This is a genomic window from Cellulomonas sp. HD19AZ1 (assembly GCF_004535805.1).
Taxonomy (GTDB): domain Bacteria; phylum Actinomycetota; class Actinomycetes; order Actinomycetales; family Cellulomonadaceae; genus Cellulomonas; species Cellulomonas iranensis.
This window is the reverse complement of the sequence record NZ_SPHX01000004.1, coordinates 530818-545847: the sequence shown is the minus strand read 5'-3', so window position 1 is coordinate 545847 and position 15030 is coordinate 530818. Positions and strand designations below refer to the sequence as shown.

Sequence of the window (15030 nt, the reverse complement as noted above, 5' to 3'; positions counted from 1 at the left end):
GACTCGGGCAGCAACACCACCAACGGCTGCACCGTCAGCTGGACCCGCGGCGAGAGCTGGGGCGACCGCTTCAACGTCACCTACACCGTGACCGGCCGGTCCAACTGGTCGGTGACGGTGTACCCCAACACCGGCCAGTCCATCCAGAGCGCCTGGGGCGCCAACCGCAGCGGCAACACCTTCACCCCGTCGGGCTCCAACAGCTTCGGCGTCACCTACTACAAGGGCTCCCAGAACATCAGCTACATCCCCTGGGGCATCTGCTCCTGACGCCGGGCGCTGGATCGCCCTCTCGCCGCGAGAGGGCGATCCAGCACCCGCCCCACCCGCGAGAGCGCAATCCAGCACCATCCGCAACCAGACCGGATCGCACTCTCACCATGTGAGGGCGATTCAGCACCGTCGTACTGGCCCGTGCGCGACCCGTCGCGCCCCTCCCCGAGAAGAGGTCTTCCCCCGTGTCCCGAACCCTCTCCCCGCGTCGCGCGCTGCGTGCGCTGTCCGGACTCGCGACGGTCGGCGTCGTCCTGGCGGGGGGCCTCGCGCTGGCCCCGACCGCGAGCGCCGCGTCCTGCTCGGCCGGCTACGTCGCGCTGACGTTCGACGACGGGCCCACCGCCGCGACGACGTCGCAGATCGTCTCGACGCTGCGCCAGTACGGCGCGTCGGCGACCGTCTTCCCCACGGGCCAGAACGCGCAGAACAACGCGTCGCTCATGCAGACGTACAAGAACGCCGGGCTGCAGATCGGCAACCACAGCTGGGACCACCCGCACCTGGTGAACATGAGCGAGTCGGACGTGCGGTCGCAGCTGTCCCGCACGCAGCAGGTCGTGCAGCAGACCGCGGGCGTCACGCCCCAGGTGTTCCGCCCGCCGTACGGCGAGGTCAACCAGACGGTCCGCTCGGTCGCGTCGTCGCTCGGGCTCACGGTCGTGACGTGGGACGTCGACTCGGCGGACTGGAACAACGCGTCGGCGTCCGCGATCCGGCAGGCCGCGCAGCGGCTGCAGCCCGGGCAGGTGATCCTCATGCACGACTGGCCGGGCGCGACCGTGCAGGCCCTCCCGGGGATCCTGCAGGACCTGCAGGCCCGCAACCTGTGCGCGGGGCAGATCTCCCCGACCACGGGCCGGGCCGTCGCGCCGCTCAACGGCACGCCCGGCGGCGGCGACAACGGCGGGAACCCGGGCACCGGCAACGGCACGGACTCGGGCAGCAACACCACCAACGGCTGCACCGTCAGCTGGACCCGCGGCGAGAGCTGGGGCGACCGCTTCAACGTCACCTACACCGTGACCGGCCGGTCCAACTGGTCGGTGACGGTGTACCCCAACACCGGCCAGTCCATCCAGAGCGCCTGGGGCGCCAACCGCAGCGGCAACACCTTCACCCCGTCGGGCTCCAACAGCTTCGGCGTCACCTACTACAAGGGCTCCCAGAACATCAGCTACATCCCCTGGGGCATCTGCTCCTGACGTCCCACCGGTGCTGGATCGCCCTCTCACCGCGGCAGCTGGATCGCCCTCTCGCCGCGAGAGGGCGATCCAGCACCGTCCGGGACACGACCGGATCGCACTCTCACCACCACAAGCACCACCACAAGGCGATCCAGCACTGTCCACGACACGACCGGATCGCACTCTCGCCACCACGCGGCGATCCACCCCCGCCCGTGAGAGGGCTGTCCGGTCGGCCGTCGCGCGCGCACCCCGCCACCGTGCTGAGACACCTCTCGCGCCGTGGCGCTCGCCGCGGCTAGCGTCACGGGATGTACGTCCCGGTGTTCAACGCGCTCGACGACGCCGACGAGGTCCGCGCGCTGGTCGCGGCCGTCGGCACCGCGCAGGTCGTCACCGTCGGCGCCGACGGGTACCCCGTCGCGACGCTGCTGCCCGTCGTGTGGGACGGCGACCGGCTGCTGGGGCACATGGCGCGCGCGAACCCGCAGTGGCGCGACCTGCCCGACGACGCCCCGGCACTCGCTGTCGTCAGCGGACCGCAGGCGTACGTGTCGCCGTCCTGGTACGCGAGCAAGGCCGAGCACGGGCGGGTCGTGCCGACGTGGAACTACTCGGCCGTGCACCTGACGGGCCGGCTGCGCGTCCACGAGGACGTCGAGGAGCTGCACCGGCTCGTGACGACGCTGACCGAGCAGCACGAGCGCGACCGCGCGCAGCCGTGGGCCGTCACCGACGCGCCCGCGGACTTCGTGCGGCGTCAGCTCCGCGCCGTCGTGGGCGTCGAGCTGCGCGTCGAGCGCGTCGAGGCCAAGGCCAAGCTCAGCCAGAACCGGTCGCCGCAGGACCACGCGGGCGTCGTCGCGGGCCTGGCAGGCGAGCGGCACGCGGACGCGCCGGCCGTGGCCGACGCGATGCACCGCACGGGCGTCCGGCAGCGGGGCGCGTCGGCGGCGCGCTGAGCGCAATCCCCGCGCACCGGCGCGACCGGCGCCGCTAGCGTCCCGCCATGGACCAGGCCACGTTCGACGCACGTCTGCAGCGCTACTACGGCACGCACGTCGACGAGGGCGCGCGGCTCGGGCGCACCGCGGCCGGGGCGGTCGAGCTGGTCCGCACGCGCGAGGTCGTCGGCGCGCACCTGGGCCCCGGGTCGCGCGTGCTCGACGTGGGCGGCGGCACGGGCGTGCACGCGACGTGGCTCGCGGCGCAGGGGCACGACGTGACGCTCGTCGACCCGGTCGCGTCGCAGGTCGAGACGGCGCGCGCGGTCGGGACGTTCGCGGCCGAGGTCGGCGACGCCCGCGCGCTGCGGGCGGCCGACGCGACGTTCGACGCGGTGCTGCTGGCCGGCCCGCTGTACCACCTGGCGACGCGCGACGACCGGCTGCGGGCGCTGCGCGAGGCGCTCCGGGTGCTGCGCCCCGGCGGTGTCGTGCTCGCGGCCGGCATCACGCGGTCGATCGCGACGATGGACGTCGTGCTGAGCCGCCGGTTCACGGCCCTGCCGGGTCCGGAGCTGACGAGGCTGCTCGAGACGGGCGAGCCGGCGGAGGCGCTGGACCGGGACGAGGGCGGGTTCCCCGGTGCGCACTTCCACACCGCGGCGGAGCTCGCCGACGAGCTGACCACCGCCGGGTTCCGCGACGCGCGCGTCGTGGGCGTCGAGGGGCCAGGCTCGCTCGCGCTCGAGTTCCTGCGTCCCGACGACGACGTGGTCGCCGCCGCGCTGGTGCTGGCCCGTGCGGCGGACGGCGACACCGAGGCGGTCGACCTGTCGGGCCACCTGCTGGGCGTGGGGGTGCGCTGACGCGTCGCCCCGGACGTGTGGTGAAACGATTACTCACGGTGTGGTCACCCACTCGCCGTCACTAGCGTCGCGGGCACGAACGTGCGCCGGGGCACAGCCCTGCCACCGCCACGTCACCCCCGCGCCGACGCCGACGCCGGCGCGACGACCGTGAGGAGCCACCGTGCACCGATCCCCGACCCGCCGACGCCTCGGCGCCCTCGTGGCAGCCGTCGCGCTCGCCGTCGGCGGCCTGACTGCCGCCGCCGGGCCCGCGACCGCGCTGCCGGGCGGCCCCGTCGCGGCCGCCACGACCGGCGGCTGCGGCAAGCCCGCCGGCCTCGGCACCGGCAACCACACGCTCACCAGCAGCGGCCAGCAGCGCAGCTACCGCCTCGACGTCCCCGCCGGGTACGACCCGAACAAGCCGTACCGCCTGGTCGTCGGGCTGCACTGGTGGCACGGCACGTCGCAGGACGTCGTCAACCAGAACTTCTACGGCCTCAAGCCGCTCGCGAACAACAGCACGATCTTCGTGGCGCCGCAGGGAATCGACAACGCGTGGCCCAACAGCAACGGCCGCGACGTCACGTTCATCGACGACCTGCTGCGCACGCTCGACGCGTCCCTGTGCATCGACACGACGCAGCGGTTCGCGACCGGCTTCAGCTACGGCGGCGGCATGAGCAACGCGCTGGCGTGCGCGCGGGCCGACGTGTTCCGGGCCGTCGCGGTGCTCAACGGCGCCCAGCTCTCGGGCTGCGCGGGCGGCACGCAGCCCATCGCGTACCTCGGCTCGCACGGCGTGGCCGACAGCGTGCTCAACATCTCGCAGGGCCGCGCGCTGCGCGACCGCGCGCTGCGCAACAACGGCTGCCAGGCGCAGAACGCGCCCGAGCCCGCGGCGGGCAGCGGGCAGCACACCAAGACGACGTACACGTGCCGCGACGGCTTCCCCGTGGTGTGGATCGCCAACGACAGCGACCACCAGTGGGACGCGCGCGACCGCGGCGCGCAGCAGTCGCACGTCCCGGGCGAGATCTGGCAGTTCTTCTCGGCGCTGAGGTCGACGACCACGACGCCGACGCCGACCCCCACGCCCACCCCGACCCCCACGCCCACCGCCACCCCGACGCCGACGGCCACCCCGACCCCGACGCCGACCACACCGACCGGACGGTGCTCGGCGACGCTGCGCACCACCGGCACGTGGCCGGGCGGGTTCCAGGCCGAGGTCACCGTCACGGCCGGCTCGTCCGCGCTGAGCGGCTGGACGGTCGGCTGGTCGAGCTCGTCGTTCACGGTCTCGCAGCTGTGGAGCGGCGACGTGTCGAGCAGCGGGTCGAACGTGACGGTCCGCAACGCCGCGTGGAACGGCGCGCTGCCCGCGGGCGGCTCGACGACGTTCGGGTTCATCGGCACGGGCACGCCGGGGTCGCCGACCCTCACCTGCGCCTGACCGGGTGGCCCGGCGCGCCGGGCCCACCGCACGGCGTCTGACGCACCACCCGACGGGCGGGACCGCACCGGTCCCGCCCGTCGGCGCGCCGGGGCGCGTGGCACGCCGACGGGCGCGCGGGCACCCGCCGGCCCGCTACGGTCGACCGACCCGCTGTCCCACGCCCCGGAGGCCTCGTGAGCGACGCCGCTCCGCCCCGCCCGTGGAACCACAACGTCCACTACCACCGGCTCGTGCTGCGGGAGGTTCCACCGCACGCCCGGACGGCGCTCGACGTGGGCACGGGCGACGGGCTGCTCGCGGCCGACCTGCGCCGGTGCGTGCCGCACGTCGTGGGCCTCGACCTGGACGCCGCGGTGCTCGCCCGCGCCCGCGCGGCGGCCCCGCAGGGCGCGTGGGTGCGCGGCGACGCGCTGCGCGCACCGTTCGCGGCGGCGTCGTTCGACGTCGTCACGTCGATCGCGACGCTGCACCACCTGCCGGACCCCGCGGACGCGCTGCGGGCCCTGGCTCGCCTCACCGCGCCGGGCGGGGTGCTCGTGGTCGTCGGGTGCGCGGCGTCGTCGGGGCCGGTTGACGCCGCGTGGGACACGATCGGCGTCGTGCAGCACCAGGTGCTGAGCCGCACCCGCACGTTCTGGGAGCACACGGCGCCCACGGTGTGGCCGCCGCCGCACACGTTCGCGCAGGTCCGCGACGCCGCGCGCGACGCGCTGCCCGGCGTGCGGTGGCGCCGGCTGCCGCTGTGGCGGTACGCGCTGGTGTGGCGGCGCCCGGCCGACGCGCGGCGGGTCAGCAGCGCGTGACGGACCCGCCCGTGACGTTCCGGATCACGAGGTTCGCGACGCACGGCCGCTCGACGACGCGAGCACCGTTCGACAGCGTGAGGTTCTGCAGCGTGACGTCACGGGTCTGCGGCATGTCGCTGCGCGCCGCGAGCCGCACCTCGCCGCCCGAGATCGTGCCGCCCGCCGGGGCGAGGTCGACGTTGGTGCAGTTCTCGACGAGCACGGGGTTGTTGCCCGTGGCCCGCAGCTCGACGCGGTCGATGCGCAGGCCGCCGCTCTCGGAGACGCAGAACACGCCGCGCCCGCCGCCGACGGCCTTGACGGTGCCGACGCGAATGTTGGTCGGGTAGGACGCGCCGATGCGTCCGGCGCGGTTGGCGATCCGGAACGCCGCGTAGCCGGTGCCGGTGCCGGCGTCCTGCGCGTCGACCAGGCTCACCGTCGCGTTGATCGTCTCGTTGAGCAGCACGCCGGACTCGCCGACGCCGCGCGCGGTGACCGTGCCGACCGTGAGCCCGTCGACCCCGTAGGTCTCGAGCGCGTGCGACCCCGCGCCGGACACGTACAGCGAGTTGACGGTGATGTTGCGCACGAAGCGGCTGCGGTCGCCGTGGTTGTCGATCCGCACGCCGATGCCGCCGCCGCTGAGCCGCATGTCGATCTCCCGCAGCCGCAGGTTGTCGACGTCGCGCGCGAAGATCCCGTACACGGGGGTGCCCGTGAGGTGCAGGCGGGCGACCTCGATGTCGGTGGCGCCGCGCATGTACACGCCGGCGACGTTGCCCGAGCCGGTGCCGGTGACGTGGACGGTGCCGCAGGACTCGAGGGTCGTGTAGCTGGGCAGCGTGATGCGCGCGTTCGCGCTCATGGTCCCCGAGCCGTTCACGACGACGCGCTGCTTGCTGGTGCGCCCGGCGTCGAGCCCTTCGACGGCCCGGTTGATCGCGGTGAGCATGTCGGGGCCGGCCCACAGCTGCGTGCTGCCGCGGTAGGCGCGCCACGTGCCACCGTCCTGCACGGCCGACCCGTGGACGGTGGAGCCCGTGCAGCTCGTGCCGGGGGCGGCCTGCACGGGTGGCGCCAGGACGACGCTCGCCGCCGCGAGGGCCGCGGCGAGCAGGGCCGTGAGCGTGGCGCGGCGGGTCGGCCGCGCGGGTGGGTGCGTCATGGGATCACCTCTCGCCGGGGCTGGACGTCGTCGTCCCGGGCGGTCGGGGCGTCGTCGGGCCGCACCGTCCGTGCGGCGACGGTAGGGCCGCCCCGCTGCCGCGCTCCAGACCGTGAACCGTTTCGGCAAGCGCCTTCCGGCGCGCGGGCGGCCGACCGCTCGACCGGTCGGTCCGTCAGGACGTGAGCGCGAGCCCCAGCACGGCCGCGGCGAGCCCGGCCACGAGCATGCCGGCCGCGTGCAGCACCGCCGCCACACCCCGGCCCGCGAGCAGCAGCCGGGCGGCCTCGACGCTCGCGGTGCTGAACGTCGAGTACCCGCCCAGGAACCCCACGCCGAGCACGGCCTGCACGCCGTCGTGCCCCGCGTGCCGCAGCGCCCAGCCCGTCAGCAGGCCCAGCAGCAGGCACGCGGTGACGTTGACGACGACGGTCCCGAGCGGCACCGACCCGCGGGCCCGACGCGCGACGGCGGTGTCGACACCGAACCGCGCGGCCGCCCCCAGGCCGCCCGCGAGCGCGAGCACGACGATCACGGCCGCACCTCCCCCGCGCGCGGGCCGTCGCCGGGCCGCGCACGCTCCTCGACCAGGGCGTCCGGGTCGTGCGCGGCCTGCCCCCGCGCACCCGCGCGCCCGCCCGCGAGCACGACGCCGAGCACCGCGGCCGCGACCCCGAGCACGACGCTCACCAGCGCGTACGCGACCCCCGTCACGACCGCCCCGCCCGTGACCAGCCGCTCCACCTCGAGCACGAACGTGCTGTACGTCGTGTACCCGCCGATCACGCCCGTGCCGACGCCCAGCCGCACGGCACGCCGCCGCCCGGCGTCGGGCCCGCGGCGCGCGAGCGCCGTGAGCAGCAGGCCCAGCAGCAGCGAACCCGTGACGTTGATCGCCGTCGTCGTCCACGGCCAGCCGCCGGGCGCCGCCGGGAACGCGCCCTCGAGCAGCGCGCGCACCGTCACGCCGAGCGTCCCGCCCGCGGCGACCAGCGCCGCTGACGACACGGGCGACGGCACCGCCGAGCGTGCGTTCGAGGGCGGCGAGGAACGTGCGACGTCGGCCATGGTCACCTCCCGCGGGCAGCAGCCTGCGCCCGTACCACCGGAGCAGGAACCATCAGCCGTGCGGCGGTTCGGGCGGCACGCCCCGGCGGGATCCATCGCCGCGGCCAGGGTACGCCGCACCGCCCGCAAATCGTTCGCCCCCGCACCGACCCGCCCCTAGGGTCGCCGCCCATGGGACACGACCGGCACAGCACCGCAGCACCCGACCGGGGCGAGAGCCTGCACGGCAGGGTCGCCGTCGTCACGGGCGTGAGCCGCCGGCGCGGCATCGGGTTCGCGGTCGCGTCGCGGCTCGCACGCGCCGGCGCGAGCCTCGTCGTCCAGCACTGGGCCCCGCACGACGCCGAGCAGCCGTGGGGCGCCGACGACGTCGACGCGCTGCTGGGCGAGCTCGAGGCGCACCTCGCGCCGGGCGCGCGCCTCGCGGCCACGAGCCTCGACCTCGCGGCGCCGACCGCGGGCGAGGAGCTCGTCGAACGCGCGGGCGCCGCGCTGGGGCACCTCGACGTGCTGGTCTGCAACCACGCGCGCAGCGGCGGCGACGGTCGGCTGGCGGCCCAGACGGCGGCCACGCTCGACGCGCACTGGGCCGTGAACGCCCGCGCCACGCTGCTCGCGACCAAGGCGTTCGCGGCGCAGCACGACGGCCGGCCCGGCGGCCGCGTGGTGTGGATGACGTCGGGCCAGCTCGCCGGGCCCATGCCGGACGAGATCGCGTACGCCGCGTCGAAGGCGGTGCTCGCGGGGCTGACGCCGTCGGTCGCGGACGACCTGGTCGACCGCGGCATCCTGCTCAACACCGTCAACCCCGGGCCGGTCAACACCGGCTACCTCGACGCCGACGCGGCCCCCGCCGAGGTGGTCGAGGCCGTGCTCGCGCACTTCCCCGGCGGGCGGTTCGGCGAGCCCGACGACCCGGCGCGGCTCATCGCGTGGCTCGTGTCCGACGCCGGGAGGTGGGTCGTGGGGCAGGTGCTCTCGACCGAGGGCGGCTTCCGGCGCTGACGGCCCCGCCCGCGGCCACGCGGCTCAGAACGCGTGGACCGGCAGCGCGCGCTCGCGACGCGTGAGGGCCGCGACGACGCGCGCCTGACCGTGCCGCGCGACCGCGAGGCGCACCAGCAGGTCACGCACCGGGTCGAACACCGCGACGGGGAACGTCGGGGTGTCGACGCCGACGCTCACCGCGAGGTCGTCGGAGTGCACGACGACCTCGAGCATGCGCGTCAGCAGGAAGTCCTCGCGCCGCAGCGCCCACCCGGCCCACGGCACGGGCACGACGTCCTGCGCGGCGCCGGACACGAGCGCGTCGCGCACGCGGTCGCGGTGCGCGACGACGCGGTCGTGCAGCGCCGCGGGGCCCTCGAGCGCGAGCGTCTCGTCACCGCCGCGGTCGTTCACCGGGTCCTCGGGCGCGGCCGTCGGCCACGCCGAGCGCGCGTAGTGCTCGTCGGCGTCGGCGAGCACGGGCAGGCCGCCGGGCTCGCGCGTCAGGAGCTCCGCCGCGCGCACCACCTGGTTGCCCAGGTGCACCGCGAGCCCGCCGACGGTCAGGCGCGGCAGCGCCGACGGCTGCGACCACCGCACCGCGACCTCGGGCAGGTCGACCAGGTCGAGCACGGCGTCGGCGGCGAGGAGGAACGCGTCGTCACGGGTCATGCGGGCAGTGTGGCACCGAGCACCCACGCCGCGGGCCGGGCCGGGGCGCGGACCCGCCGTGGGTCCACCGCCCCGGCCCGGCTACCGTGCACGCGTGCTGCGACGTGCGCTCGAGGCGGTCCTCCCGGCGCGGCTCGGCGCACCCTTCCGGTGGCTGGTCGCGTCCTCGTGGACGTCGAACCTGGGCGACGGGCTCGTGCTGGCGGCGGGGCCGCTGCTGGTCGCGACCCGCACGCAGGACCCGTTCGTCGTGGCGCTCGCCGCGACGGCCGCGTGGCTCCCGCGCCTGCTGCTGGCGCTGTGGGCGGGCGTCGTCACCGACCGCGTGGACCGCCGGCGTCTCGTCATGGTGTGCAACGCGGTGCGGGTCGCCGTGCTCGCGCTGCTGGCCGCCGCCGTCGCGGGCGACGTCGCGCCCGTGTGGGTCGTGCTGGTGGCGCTCGTCGCGCTGGGAGCCGCGGAGACGTTCGCGGACAACGTGGCCGGCACGCTCGCACCGATGGTCGTGCGGCGCGACGACCTCGCGACCGCGAACGCGCGCACGCAGGCCGGTTTCATCGGCCTCAACCAGCTCGCCGGCCCGCCGCTCGGCGCCGCCCTGTTCACGGCCGGGCAGTGGTCGCCGTTCGCCGCGACGGCCGTGCTCATGGCGGCCGCCGTCGCGCTCGTCGCGCGCGTCGAGCTGCCGCCGCACGGGCGCGCCCGCGGCACGACGACCGTGCGGGCCGACGTCGTCGAGGGCGTCCGCTGGACCTGGCACCACCCCGCGGTGCGCACGCTCGTGCTGACGATCCTCGTGTTCAACGTGACGTTCGGGGCCGCGTGGTCGGTGCTCGTGCTCTACGCGCAGCAGCGCCTGGGCCTCGGTGACGTCGGGTTCGGGCTGGTCACCACCGTGCAGGCGCTCGGCGGCCTGCTGGGCGTCACGGCCTACGGGTGGCTGACGGCGCGCGTGTCGCTCGCGGGGCTCATGCGGGTCGGGCTGGTCGTGGAGACGCTCACGCACCTGGTGCTGGCGGTGACGACGAGCGCGTGGGTCGCGATGCCGGTGTTCTTCGTGTTCGGCGCGCACGCGTTCGTCTGGGGCACGACGTCGATGACGATCCGGCAGCGCGCCGTGCCGAGCGCGTTGCAGGGCCGCGTCAACGGCGTCAACGTCATCGGCACGTTCGGCGGCCTCGTGCTGGGCGGGCTGGTGGGCGGCTGGGCGGCGCAGCGGTGGGGCGTCACCGCGCCGTTCTGGGGCGCGTTCGGCGGGTCGGCCGTGTTCGTCGTGCTGATCTGGCGGCAGCTGCGGCACGTCGCGCACACCGACGCGCAGCCCGCGCCGGACGCCGCCGCCCACGGGCCCGCGTGAGGCGTGTCGGACCCGGCTGGCACGCTGTCCTCATGACCGACGCGCCCGCCCCCGGCACGCCCACCGACGGGCGGCACGCACCCGCGCGCCTCACGTCCGAGCGGGGCGACCCGCCGCACCGCGCGGACGAGGCCACGACGCTGCTCACGTTCCTCGACTTCCACCGCCGCACGCTGCTCCTCAAGACCGAGGGCCTGGACGCCGCGCACCTGCGGCAGGCCCTCCCGCCGTCGACCCTGACGCTCGGCGGCCTGATGAAGCACCTGGCGATGGTCGAGGACAGCTGGTTCGGCGTCGTGTGGCACGACCGCCCGCACGTCGAGCCGTGGGCGTCGGCCGACTGGGACGCGGACCGCGACTGGGACTTCACGAGCGCGGCCGACGACTCCCCGGAGCAGCTGCGCGCGCTGTGGGACGAGGCGGTGGCGCGCTCGCAGCGCACGGTCGACGACGCGCTCGCCGCGGGCGGGCTCGACCAGGTGTCGGCGCGACGGCACTCCGCGACGGGCGAGCCCGTGTCGCTGCGGTGGGTGCTCGTGCACATGGTCGAGGAGTACGCGCGGCACAACGGGCACGCGGACCTGCTGCGCGAGGCCGTGGACGGGAGCACCGGTGAGTGACGCCCGCGTGGGCCGGCGGGACGGCTGACGCCGTGGCCGACGACCTGCCCGAGCTGCTGCTCCCCGACGCCGCGGCGTGGCGCGCGTGGCTGGCCGAGCACCACGCGCAGCGGACGGGCGTGTGGCTCGTGCTGCACCGCAAGGGCGGCGACGTGACGGCGCTGACGTACACCGACGCGGTCGACGAGGCGCTGTGCTTCGGGTGGATCGACGGCCAGGCGCGGCGACGCGACGAGGCCAGCACGTTCCAGCGCATGACGCCGCGCCGGCCGCGCAGCGCGTGGTCCGCGGTCAACGTCGAGCGGGTCGCGCGCCTCGAGCGCGAGGGCCGCATGCACGACGCCGGCCGCGCGCAGGTCGCCGCGGCGCAGGCCGACGGCCGGTGGGAGGCCGCCTACCGGGGCCCCGCGACCATCGAGGTCCCCGACGACCTGGCGGCCGCGCTCGACGCGGTGCCCGCCGCGCGCGCCTGGTTCGACGCGTTGACCTCGGGCAACCGGTTCGCGGTGCTGCTGCGCGTCGGGCAGGCCAAGCGGCCCGAGACCCGCGCGCGCCGCATCGCGACGTTCGTCGACGACCTCGCGCACGGCCGCACGCCGTACCCGCAGAAGCGCCGTCCCGACGGTCTGTGACGCGCGACCCGGACGGGCGTCCGGAACTCGCACCGGACGTCCGTTCCGTCCCGTATCCTCCCGGATCATGGCTGTCCGGCTGCACTACCGCGCGACCCGTCCCGCACCCCTGACCCCCGACGAGGTGGCCGTCGCCCGCGGGCTGGTGGCCGCGCACAACGCGGACTTCCCGTTCGACGCCGACGCGCTCGACCTCGCCGACCCCGGTGACGCGTCGCTGCAGGGCAGCACGACCCTCCCGCAGCAGGACCCGTTCGCGACGTTCCTCGGGCTCGCGCACTGGTGCCGCGCGCTCACGGACGTGCGTCGCGCGCTGCCGGGCACGTCGTGGCAGGTGAGCGTCGACGACGACCCCGTGCCGTGGGACGACGAGGCGGGGTTCGGGTGGCCCGAGCAGCGCGACCCGACCCTGCTCGCGAGCATGCAGCAGATGCGCAGCAGGGTCTGACCGTCCCGTCGGCGGCTACGCGGTGACCCGCAGCAGCGCGTCGAGCGCGGGCTGCTGACCCTTGACGAGCAGGCGGCGCGCGTCGTCGAGGGGCGCCCACACGGCGCGGTCCACCTCGGGTACGTCGAGGTGACGCCCCGAGCGCGGCGGCCACTCGACGCGTGCGGTGCTGATGCCGGGCCGCGTCGTCAGGTCGGCGCTCGCCGGGTCGTCGGGCGAGCCGACGAGCGACGCGGGGACCTCGACCGCCAGCACGTGCACGACCTTGCCCGAGGAGTAGCGGAACGCACCGAGGTCGACGGCCGGCAGGTCCGGCGCCGGCACGCCCAGCTCCTCGGCGAACTCGCGCCGCGCCGCCGCCTCGACGTCCTCGCCCGGCTCGACCAGCCCCTTCGGCAGCGACCACGCGTGGTCGTCCTTGCGGGCCCAGAACGGGCCGCCCATGTGCGCGACGAGCACGTGCACGTCCGCACCCCGCCCGTGGTGCAGCAGCAGCCCCGCGCTCGTCACCGGCACCCGGCCACCACCCGTCCCGTCGTCCCGCCCGGCCCGGACCGTCGCCGGGCGCCGTTGCTAGCGTGCGGCACGTGACCGCACCCGCGCGACTCCCCCGCGCCTTCTGGTGGCTGTGGACGTCGTCGGCGGCGTCGAACCTCGCCGACGGCGTGCTGAAGACCGCGCTGCCGCTGGTCGCGCTCGGGTTCACGACGTCGCCCGCGGCGGTCGCGGGGCTGTCGCTCGCGCTGTCGCTGCCGTGGCTCGTCGTCGCGCTGCCCGCCGGTGCGCTCGTGGACCGGTGGGACCGGCGGGCGACGCTCGTCGTGGCGGACGTCGCGCGCGCGGTCGTCGTCGCGCTGCTCACGGTCGTGACGCTCACGGGCGGCGGGTCGATGGCTGCGCTGTACGCCGCGGCCGTGCTCGTCGGCGTGGCCGAGGTGTTCCGGGACACCACGGCGCAGTCGGTGCTGCCGCAGGTCGTCGGGCGCGACGCGCTGCCCGCCGCGAACGGACGCCTGCACGCCGCCGAGCTGACCACCAACGCGTTCGCCGGGCCGCCGCTGGGCGGGGTGCTCGTGGGCGTCGGCGCGGCGGTCGCGCTCGGGGCCCCCGCGGGGCTGTGGGCGCTGGCCGTGCTCGCGCTGCTGCAGGTGCGTGGCTCGTTCCGCGCGCCCCGCGCGGTCGACGCACCGCGCACCACGCTGCGGCGCGACATCGGCGAGGGCCTGCGGTTCCTGTGGCGGCGCCCCGTGCTGCGCACGCTCGCGGTCATGGTCGGGGTGACCAACCTCGCGATGTCGGCCGTGTCGGCGGTGTTCGTGCTGTGGGCCGTGGGGGCGGGGTCCGCGATGGGGCTCACCGAGGCGCAGTACGGCGTGCTGCTGATGTGGCTCGCGGTCGGCGCAGTGGGCGGCTCGCTCGTCGCCGGGCCCGTCACCGCGCGCCTCGGACGCACCGCGACGCTCGGCGTCAGCGTCGTCGGGTCCGCGCTGTGCCTGGCCGCACCGGCCGTGACGACCGACCCGCTGCTCGTCGGCGCCGCCAACACCGTCGCCGGGTTCGGCATCGCGCTGTGGAACGTCGTGACGGTGTCGCTGCGCCAGCGCCTCACCCCCGACCACCTGCTGGGCCGCGTCAACAGCGCCTACCGGCTGCTCGCGTGGGGCACCATGCCGCTCGGCGCCGCGCTCGGCGGGCTCATCGGCGAGACGTGGGGCCTGCGCTGGGTGTTCGTCGTCGGCGGGGTCGTGGCCGGCGGGCTCGTCGTGCTGCTGCCGCGGGTCGGCGAGGGCGCGCTGGTCGCCGCCGAACGGGCCGCGCAGGAGGACGGCGTGCGAGGCCCGGACGACGAGCCGACGGACGACGGCCCGACCGACGACGGTCCGACCGACGACGGGCGGCACGACGACGGCCCGCCGGCCGACGAGGCCGACGGGCCGGACGACGTCAGGCCGTGAGCGTCAGGCCGTGAGCGCCGCGTCCACCTCGCGCAGGAACGCGTCGAGGTCGTCGGGCGTGCGGGACGTGACGAGCCGGAAGCCCTGCGCGTCGTCGGCCACGACCTCCTCGTCGACCCACGTGCCGCCCGCGTTGCGCACGTCCGTGGTGAGCGACGGGTACGACGTGAGCCGCTTGCCCTGCACGAGACCCGCCTCGACCAGCAGCCACGGGCCGTGGCAGATCGCCGCGACCGGCCGCCCCGCCTGCGCGAACGCGCCGACCAGCCGCACCGCGTCGTCCTGCAGGCGCAGGCTGTCGGCGTTGAGCGTGCCGCCGGGCACGAGCAGCAGGTCGTAGCCGGACGCGTCGACCTGGCCGAGCGTGGTGGTCGGCTGGACGGTGCGACCGGGGTCCTTGTCGCCGACGAGCGTCTCGACTGGCGCGTCGTCGACCGCCGCGACGTCGACCGTGGCGCCCGCGCCCCGCAGGTGCTCGACGGGCACGACGAGCTCGTCCTGCTCGACCCCGTAGTTGGTGACGACGGCCAGCACGCGGCGGCCGGTGAGGTCCGCGTCGGACATGGTGTGCCTCCCTCGGTTCGGGTGACCCGGGGGTCGCCCGGGCCGCCGCCACGGTAGGCAGGG

General features: G+C 75.9%; 17 protein-coding genes, 1 pseudogene and 1 riboswitch. Of the genes and pseudogenes, 12 read left to right on the top strand and 6 right to left on the bottom strand.

The genetic code is table 11. The features are described from left to right. The 6 genes and pseudogenes from E4A51_RS11170 to E4A51_RS11145 all read left to right on the top strand — a co-directional run. Positions 1-270 (top strand): annotated as a pseudogene (locus E4A51_RS11170) (1,4-beta-xylanase); the annotation flags it as partial. Between the two features lie 188 nt (positions 271-458). Further along, positions 459-1478, top strand: a complete 1020-nt coding sequence (locus E4A51_RS11165) for a polysaccharide deacetylase family protein (RefSeq protein ID WP_206120028.1) — start codon at positions 459-461, stop codon at positions 1476-1478. 293 nt (positions 1479-1771) lie between these two features. After that, positions 1772-2422: an FMN-binding negative transcriptional regulator gene (locus E4A51_RS11160; protein WP_134851777.1), complete on the top strand. Its 651-nt coding sequence runs from the start codon at positions 1772-1774 to the stop codon at positions 2420-2422. Positions 2423-2469: 47 nt separating this feature from the next. Beyond that, the gene (locus E4A51_RS11155; RefSeq protein WP_134851776.1) at positions 2470-3270 is read left to right on the top strand and encodes a bifunctional 2-polyprenyl-6-hydroxyphenol methylase/3-demethylubiquinol 3-O-methyltransferase UbiG; all 801 of its coding nucleotides are present in this window, start codon (positions 2470-2472) and stop codon (positions 3268-3270) included. Positions 3271-3433: 163 nt separating this feature from the next. Then, positions 3434-4708, top strand: coding sequence for a cellulose binding domain-containing protein (locus tag E4A51_RS18720; protein WP_070318494.1), 1275 nt, complete (start codon positions 3434-3436; stop codon positions 4706-4708). A gap of 176 nt (positions 4709-4884) precedes the next feature. After that, positions 4885-5514 carry a bifunctional 2-polyprenyl-6-hydroxyphenol methylase/3-demethylubiquinol 3-O-methyltransferase UbiG gene (locus tag E4A51_RS11145; protein WP_134851775.1) on the top strand — a complete coding sequence of 210 codons (630 nt, stop codon included), beginning with the start codon at positions 4885-4887 and terminating at the stop codon, positions 5512-5514. Here E4A51_RS11145 and E4A51_RS11140 read toward each other — a convergent pair. From E4A51_RS11140 to E4A51_RS11130, 3 genes are all read right to left on the bottom strand, one after another. After that, the gene (locus E4A51_RS11140) at positions 5501-6664 is read right to left on the bottom strand and encodes a hypothetical protein (RefSeq protein ID WP_134851774.1); all 1164 of its coding nucleotides are present in this window, start codon (positions 6662-6664) and stop codon (positions 5501-5503) included. The genes E4A51_RS11145 and E4A51_RS11140 overlap by 14 nt on opposite strands. A 175-nt stretch (positions 6665-6839) precedes the next feature. Next, the gene (locus E4A51_RS11135; RefSeq protein ID WP_134851773.1) at positions 6840-7199 is read right to left on the bottom strand and encodes a CrcB family protein; all 360 of its coding nucleotides are present in this window, start codon (positions 7197-7199) and stop codon (positions 6840-6842) included. After that, complete coding sequence (locus tag E4A51_RS11130; protein ID WP_134851772.1) at positions 7196-7732, bottom strand: CrcB family protein; 537 nt, start codon at positions 7730-7732, stop codon at positions 7196-7198. Before E4A51_RS11130 ends, E4A51_RS11135 begins: the two co-directional genes overlap by 4 nt. 36 nt (positions 7733-7768) lie before the next feature. Continuing rightward, positions 7769-7841, bottom strand: a riboswitch (Fluoride riboswitch). Positions 7842-7903: 62 nt separating this feature from the next. Here E4A51_RS11130 and E4A51_RS11125 point away from each other — a divergent pair. Further along, a complete protein-coding gene (locus tag E4A51_RS11125) occupies positions 7904-8737 on the top strand; it encodes an SDR family oxidoreductase (RefSeq protein WP_070318490.1) in 834 nt (277 codons plus the stop codon). A gap of 24 nt (positions 8738-8761) precedes the next feature. On the opposite strand, the gene E4A51_RS11120 is transcribed toward E4A51_RS11125, so the two are convergent. Next, on the bottom strand, positions 8762-9391 hold the full coding sequence (locus tag E4A51_RS11120) for a maleylpyruvate isomerase N-terminal domain-containing protein (RefSeq protein WP_134851771.1): 630 nt from the start codon (positions 9389-9391) through the stop codon (positions 8762-8764). Between the two features lie 94 nt (positions 9392-9485). On the opposite strand from E4A51_RS11120, the gene E4A51_RS11115 reads away from it, so the two are divergent. The 4 genes from E4A51_RS11115 to E4A51_RS11100 all read left to right on the top strand — a co-directional run bounded on the left by E4A51_RS11115 (position 9486) and on the right by E4A51_RS11100 (position 12448). Continuing rightward, positions 9486-10748, top strand: a complete 1263-nt coding sequence (locus E4A51_RS11115) for an MFS transporter (RefSeq protein WP_307416215.1) — start codon at positions 9486-9488, stop codon at positions 10746-10748. A 32-nt stretch (positions 10749-10780) separates the two neighbouring features. Then, positions 10781-11368: a DinB family protein gene (locus E4A51_RS11110; RefSeq protein WP_070318488.1), complete on the top strand. Its 588-nt coding sequence runs from the start codon at positions 10781-10783 to the stop codon at positions 11366-11368. 32 nt (positions 11369-11400) lie between these two features. Beyond that, positions 11401-12000 carry a YdeI family protein gene (locus E4A51_RS11105; protein ID WP_070318497.1) on the top strand — a complete coding sequence of 200 codons (600 nt, stop codon included), beginning with the start codon at positions 11401-11403 and terminating at the stop codon, positions 11998-12000. A 67-nt stretch (positions 12001-12067) separates the two neighbouring features. Continuing rightward, positions 12068-12448: a hypothetical protein gene (locus tag E4A51_RS11100; protein WP_134851770.1), complete on the top strand. Its 381-nt coding sequence runs from the start codon at positions 12068-12070 to the stop codon at positions 12446-12448. Between the two features lie 15 nt (positions 12449-12463). Here the strand turns inward: E4A51_RS11100 and E4A51_RS11095 are convergent, their stop codons facing one another. Next, complete coding sequence (locus E4A51_RS11095; RefSeq protein ID WP_046529856.1) at positions 12464-12964, bottom strand: NUDIX domain-containing protein; 501 nt, start codon at positions 12962-12964, stop codon at positions 12464-12466. A gap of 71 nt (positions 12965-13035) precedes the next feature. On the opposite strand from E4A51_RS11095, the gene E4A51_RS11090 reads away from it, so the two are divergent. Beyond that, positions 13036-14403 carry an MFS transporter gene (locus tag E4A51_RS11090; RefSeq protein WP_134851769.1) on the top strand — a complete coding sequence of 456 codons (1368 nt, stop codon included), beginning with the start codon at positions 13036-13038 and terminating at the stop codon, positions 14401-14403. Positions 14404-14406: 3 nt separating this feature from the next. Here the strand turns inward: E4A51_RS11090 and E4A51_RS11085 are convergent, their stop codons facing one another. After that, entirely contained in the window at positions 14407-14967 is a 561-nt protein-coding gene (locus E4A51_RS11085) for a type 1 glutamine amidotransferase domain-containing protein (RefSeq protein WP_046529855.1), read from the bottom strand. Between the last annotated feature and the right edge of the window lie 63 nt (positions 14968-15030).

Bases quoted from the DNA above. Each gene is read 5' to 3' on its own strand.
- E4A51_RS11140 (WP_134851774.1), bottom strand. From the start codon at position 6,664: ATGACGCACCCACCCGCGCGGCCGACCCGCCGCGCCACGCTCACGGCC.
- E4A51_RS11125 (WP_070318490.1), top strand. From the start codon at position 7,904: ATGGGACACGACCGGCACAGCACCGCAGCACCCGACCGGGGCGAGAGC.
- E4A51_RS11130 (WP_134851772.1), bottom strand. From the start codon at position 7,732: ATGGCCGACGTCGCACGTTCCTCGCCGCCCTCGAACGCACGCTCGGCG.
- E4A51_RS11160 (WP_134851777.1), top strand. From the start codon at position 1,772: ATGTACGTCCCGGTGTTCAACGCGCTCGACGACGCCGACGAGGTCCGC.
- E4A51_RS11110 (WP_070318488.1), top strand. From the start codon at position 10,781: ATGACCGACGCGCCCGCCCCCGGCACGCCCACCGACGGGCGGCACGCA.
- E4A51_RS11085 (WP_046529855.1), bottom strand. From the start codon at position 14,967: ATGTCCGACGCGGACCTCACCGGCCGCCGCGTGCTGGCCGTCGTCACC.
- E4A51_RS11120 (WP_134851771.1), bottom strand. From the start codon at position 9,391: ATGACCCGTGACGACGCGTTCCTCCTCGCCGCCGACGCCGTGCTCGAC.
- E4A51_RS11155 (WP_134851776.1), top strand. From the start codon at position 2,470: ATGGACCAGGCCACGTTCGACGCACGTCTGCAGCGCTACTACGGCACG.
- E4A51_RS11100 (WP_134851770.1), top strand. From the start codon at position 12,068: ATGGCTGTCCGGCTGCACTACCGCGCGACCCGTCCCGCACCCCTGACC.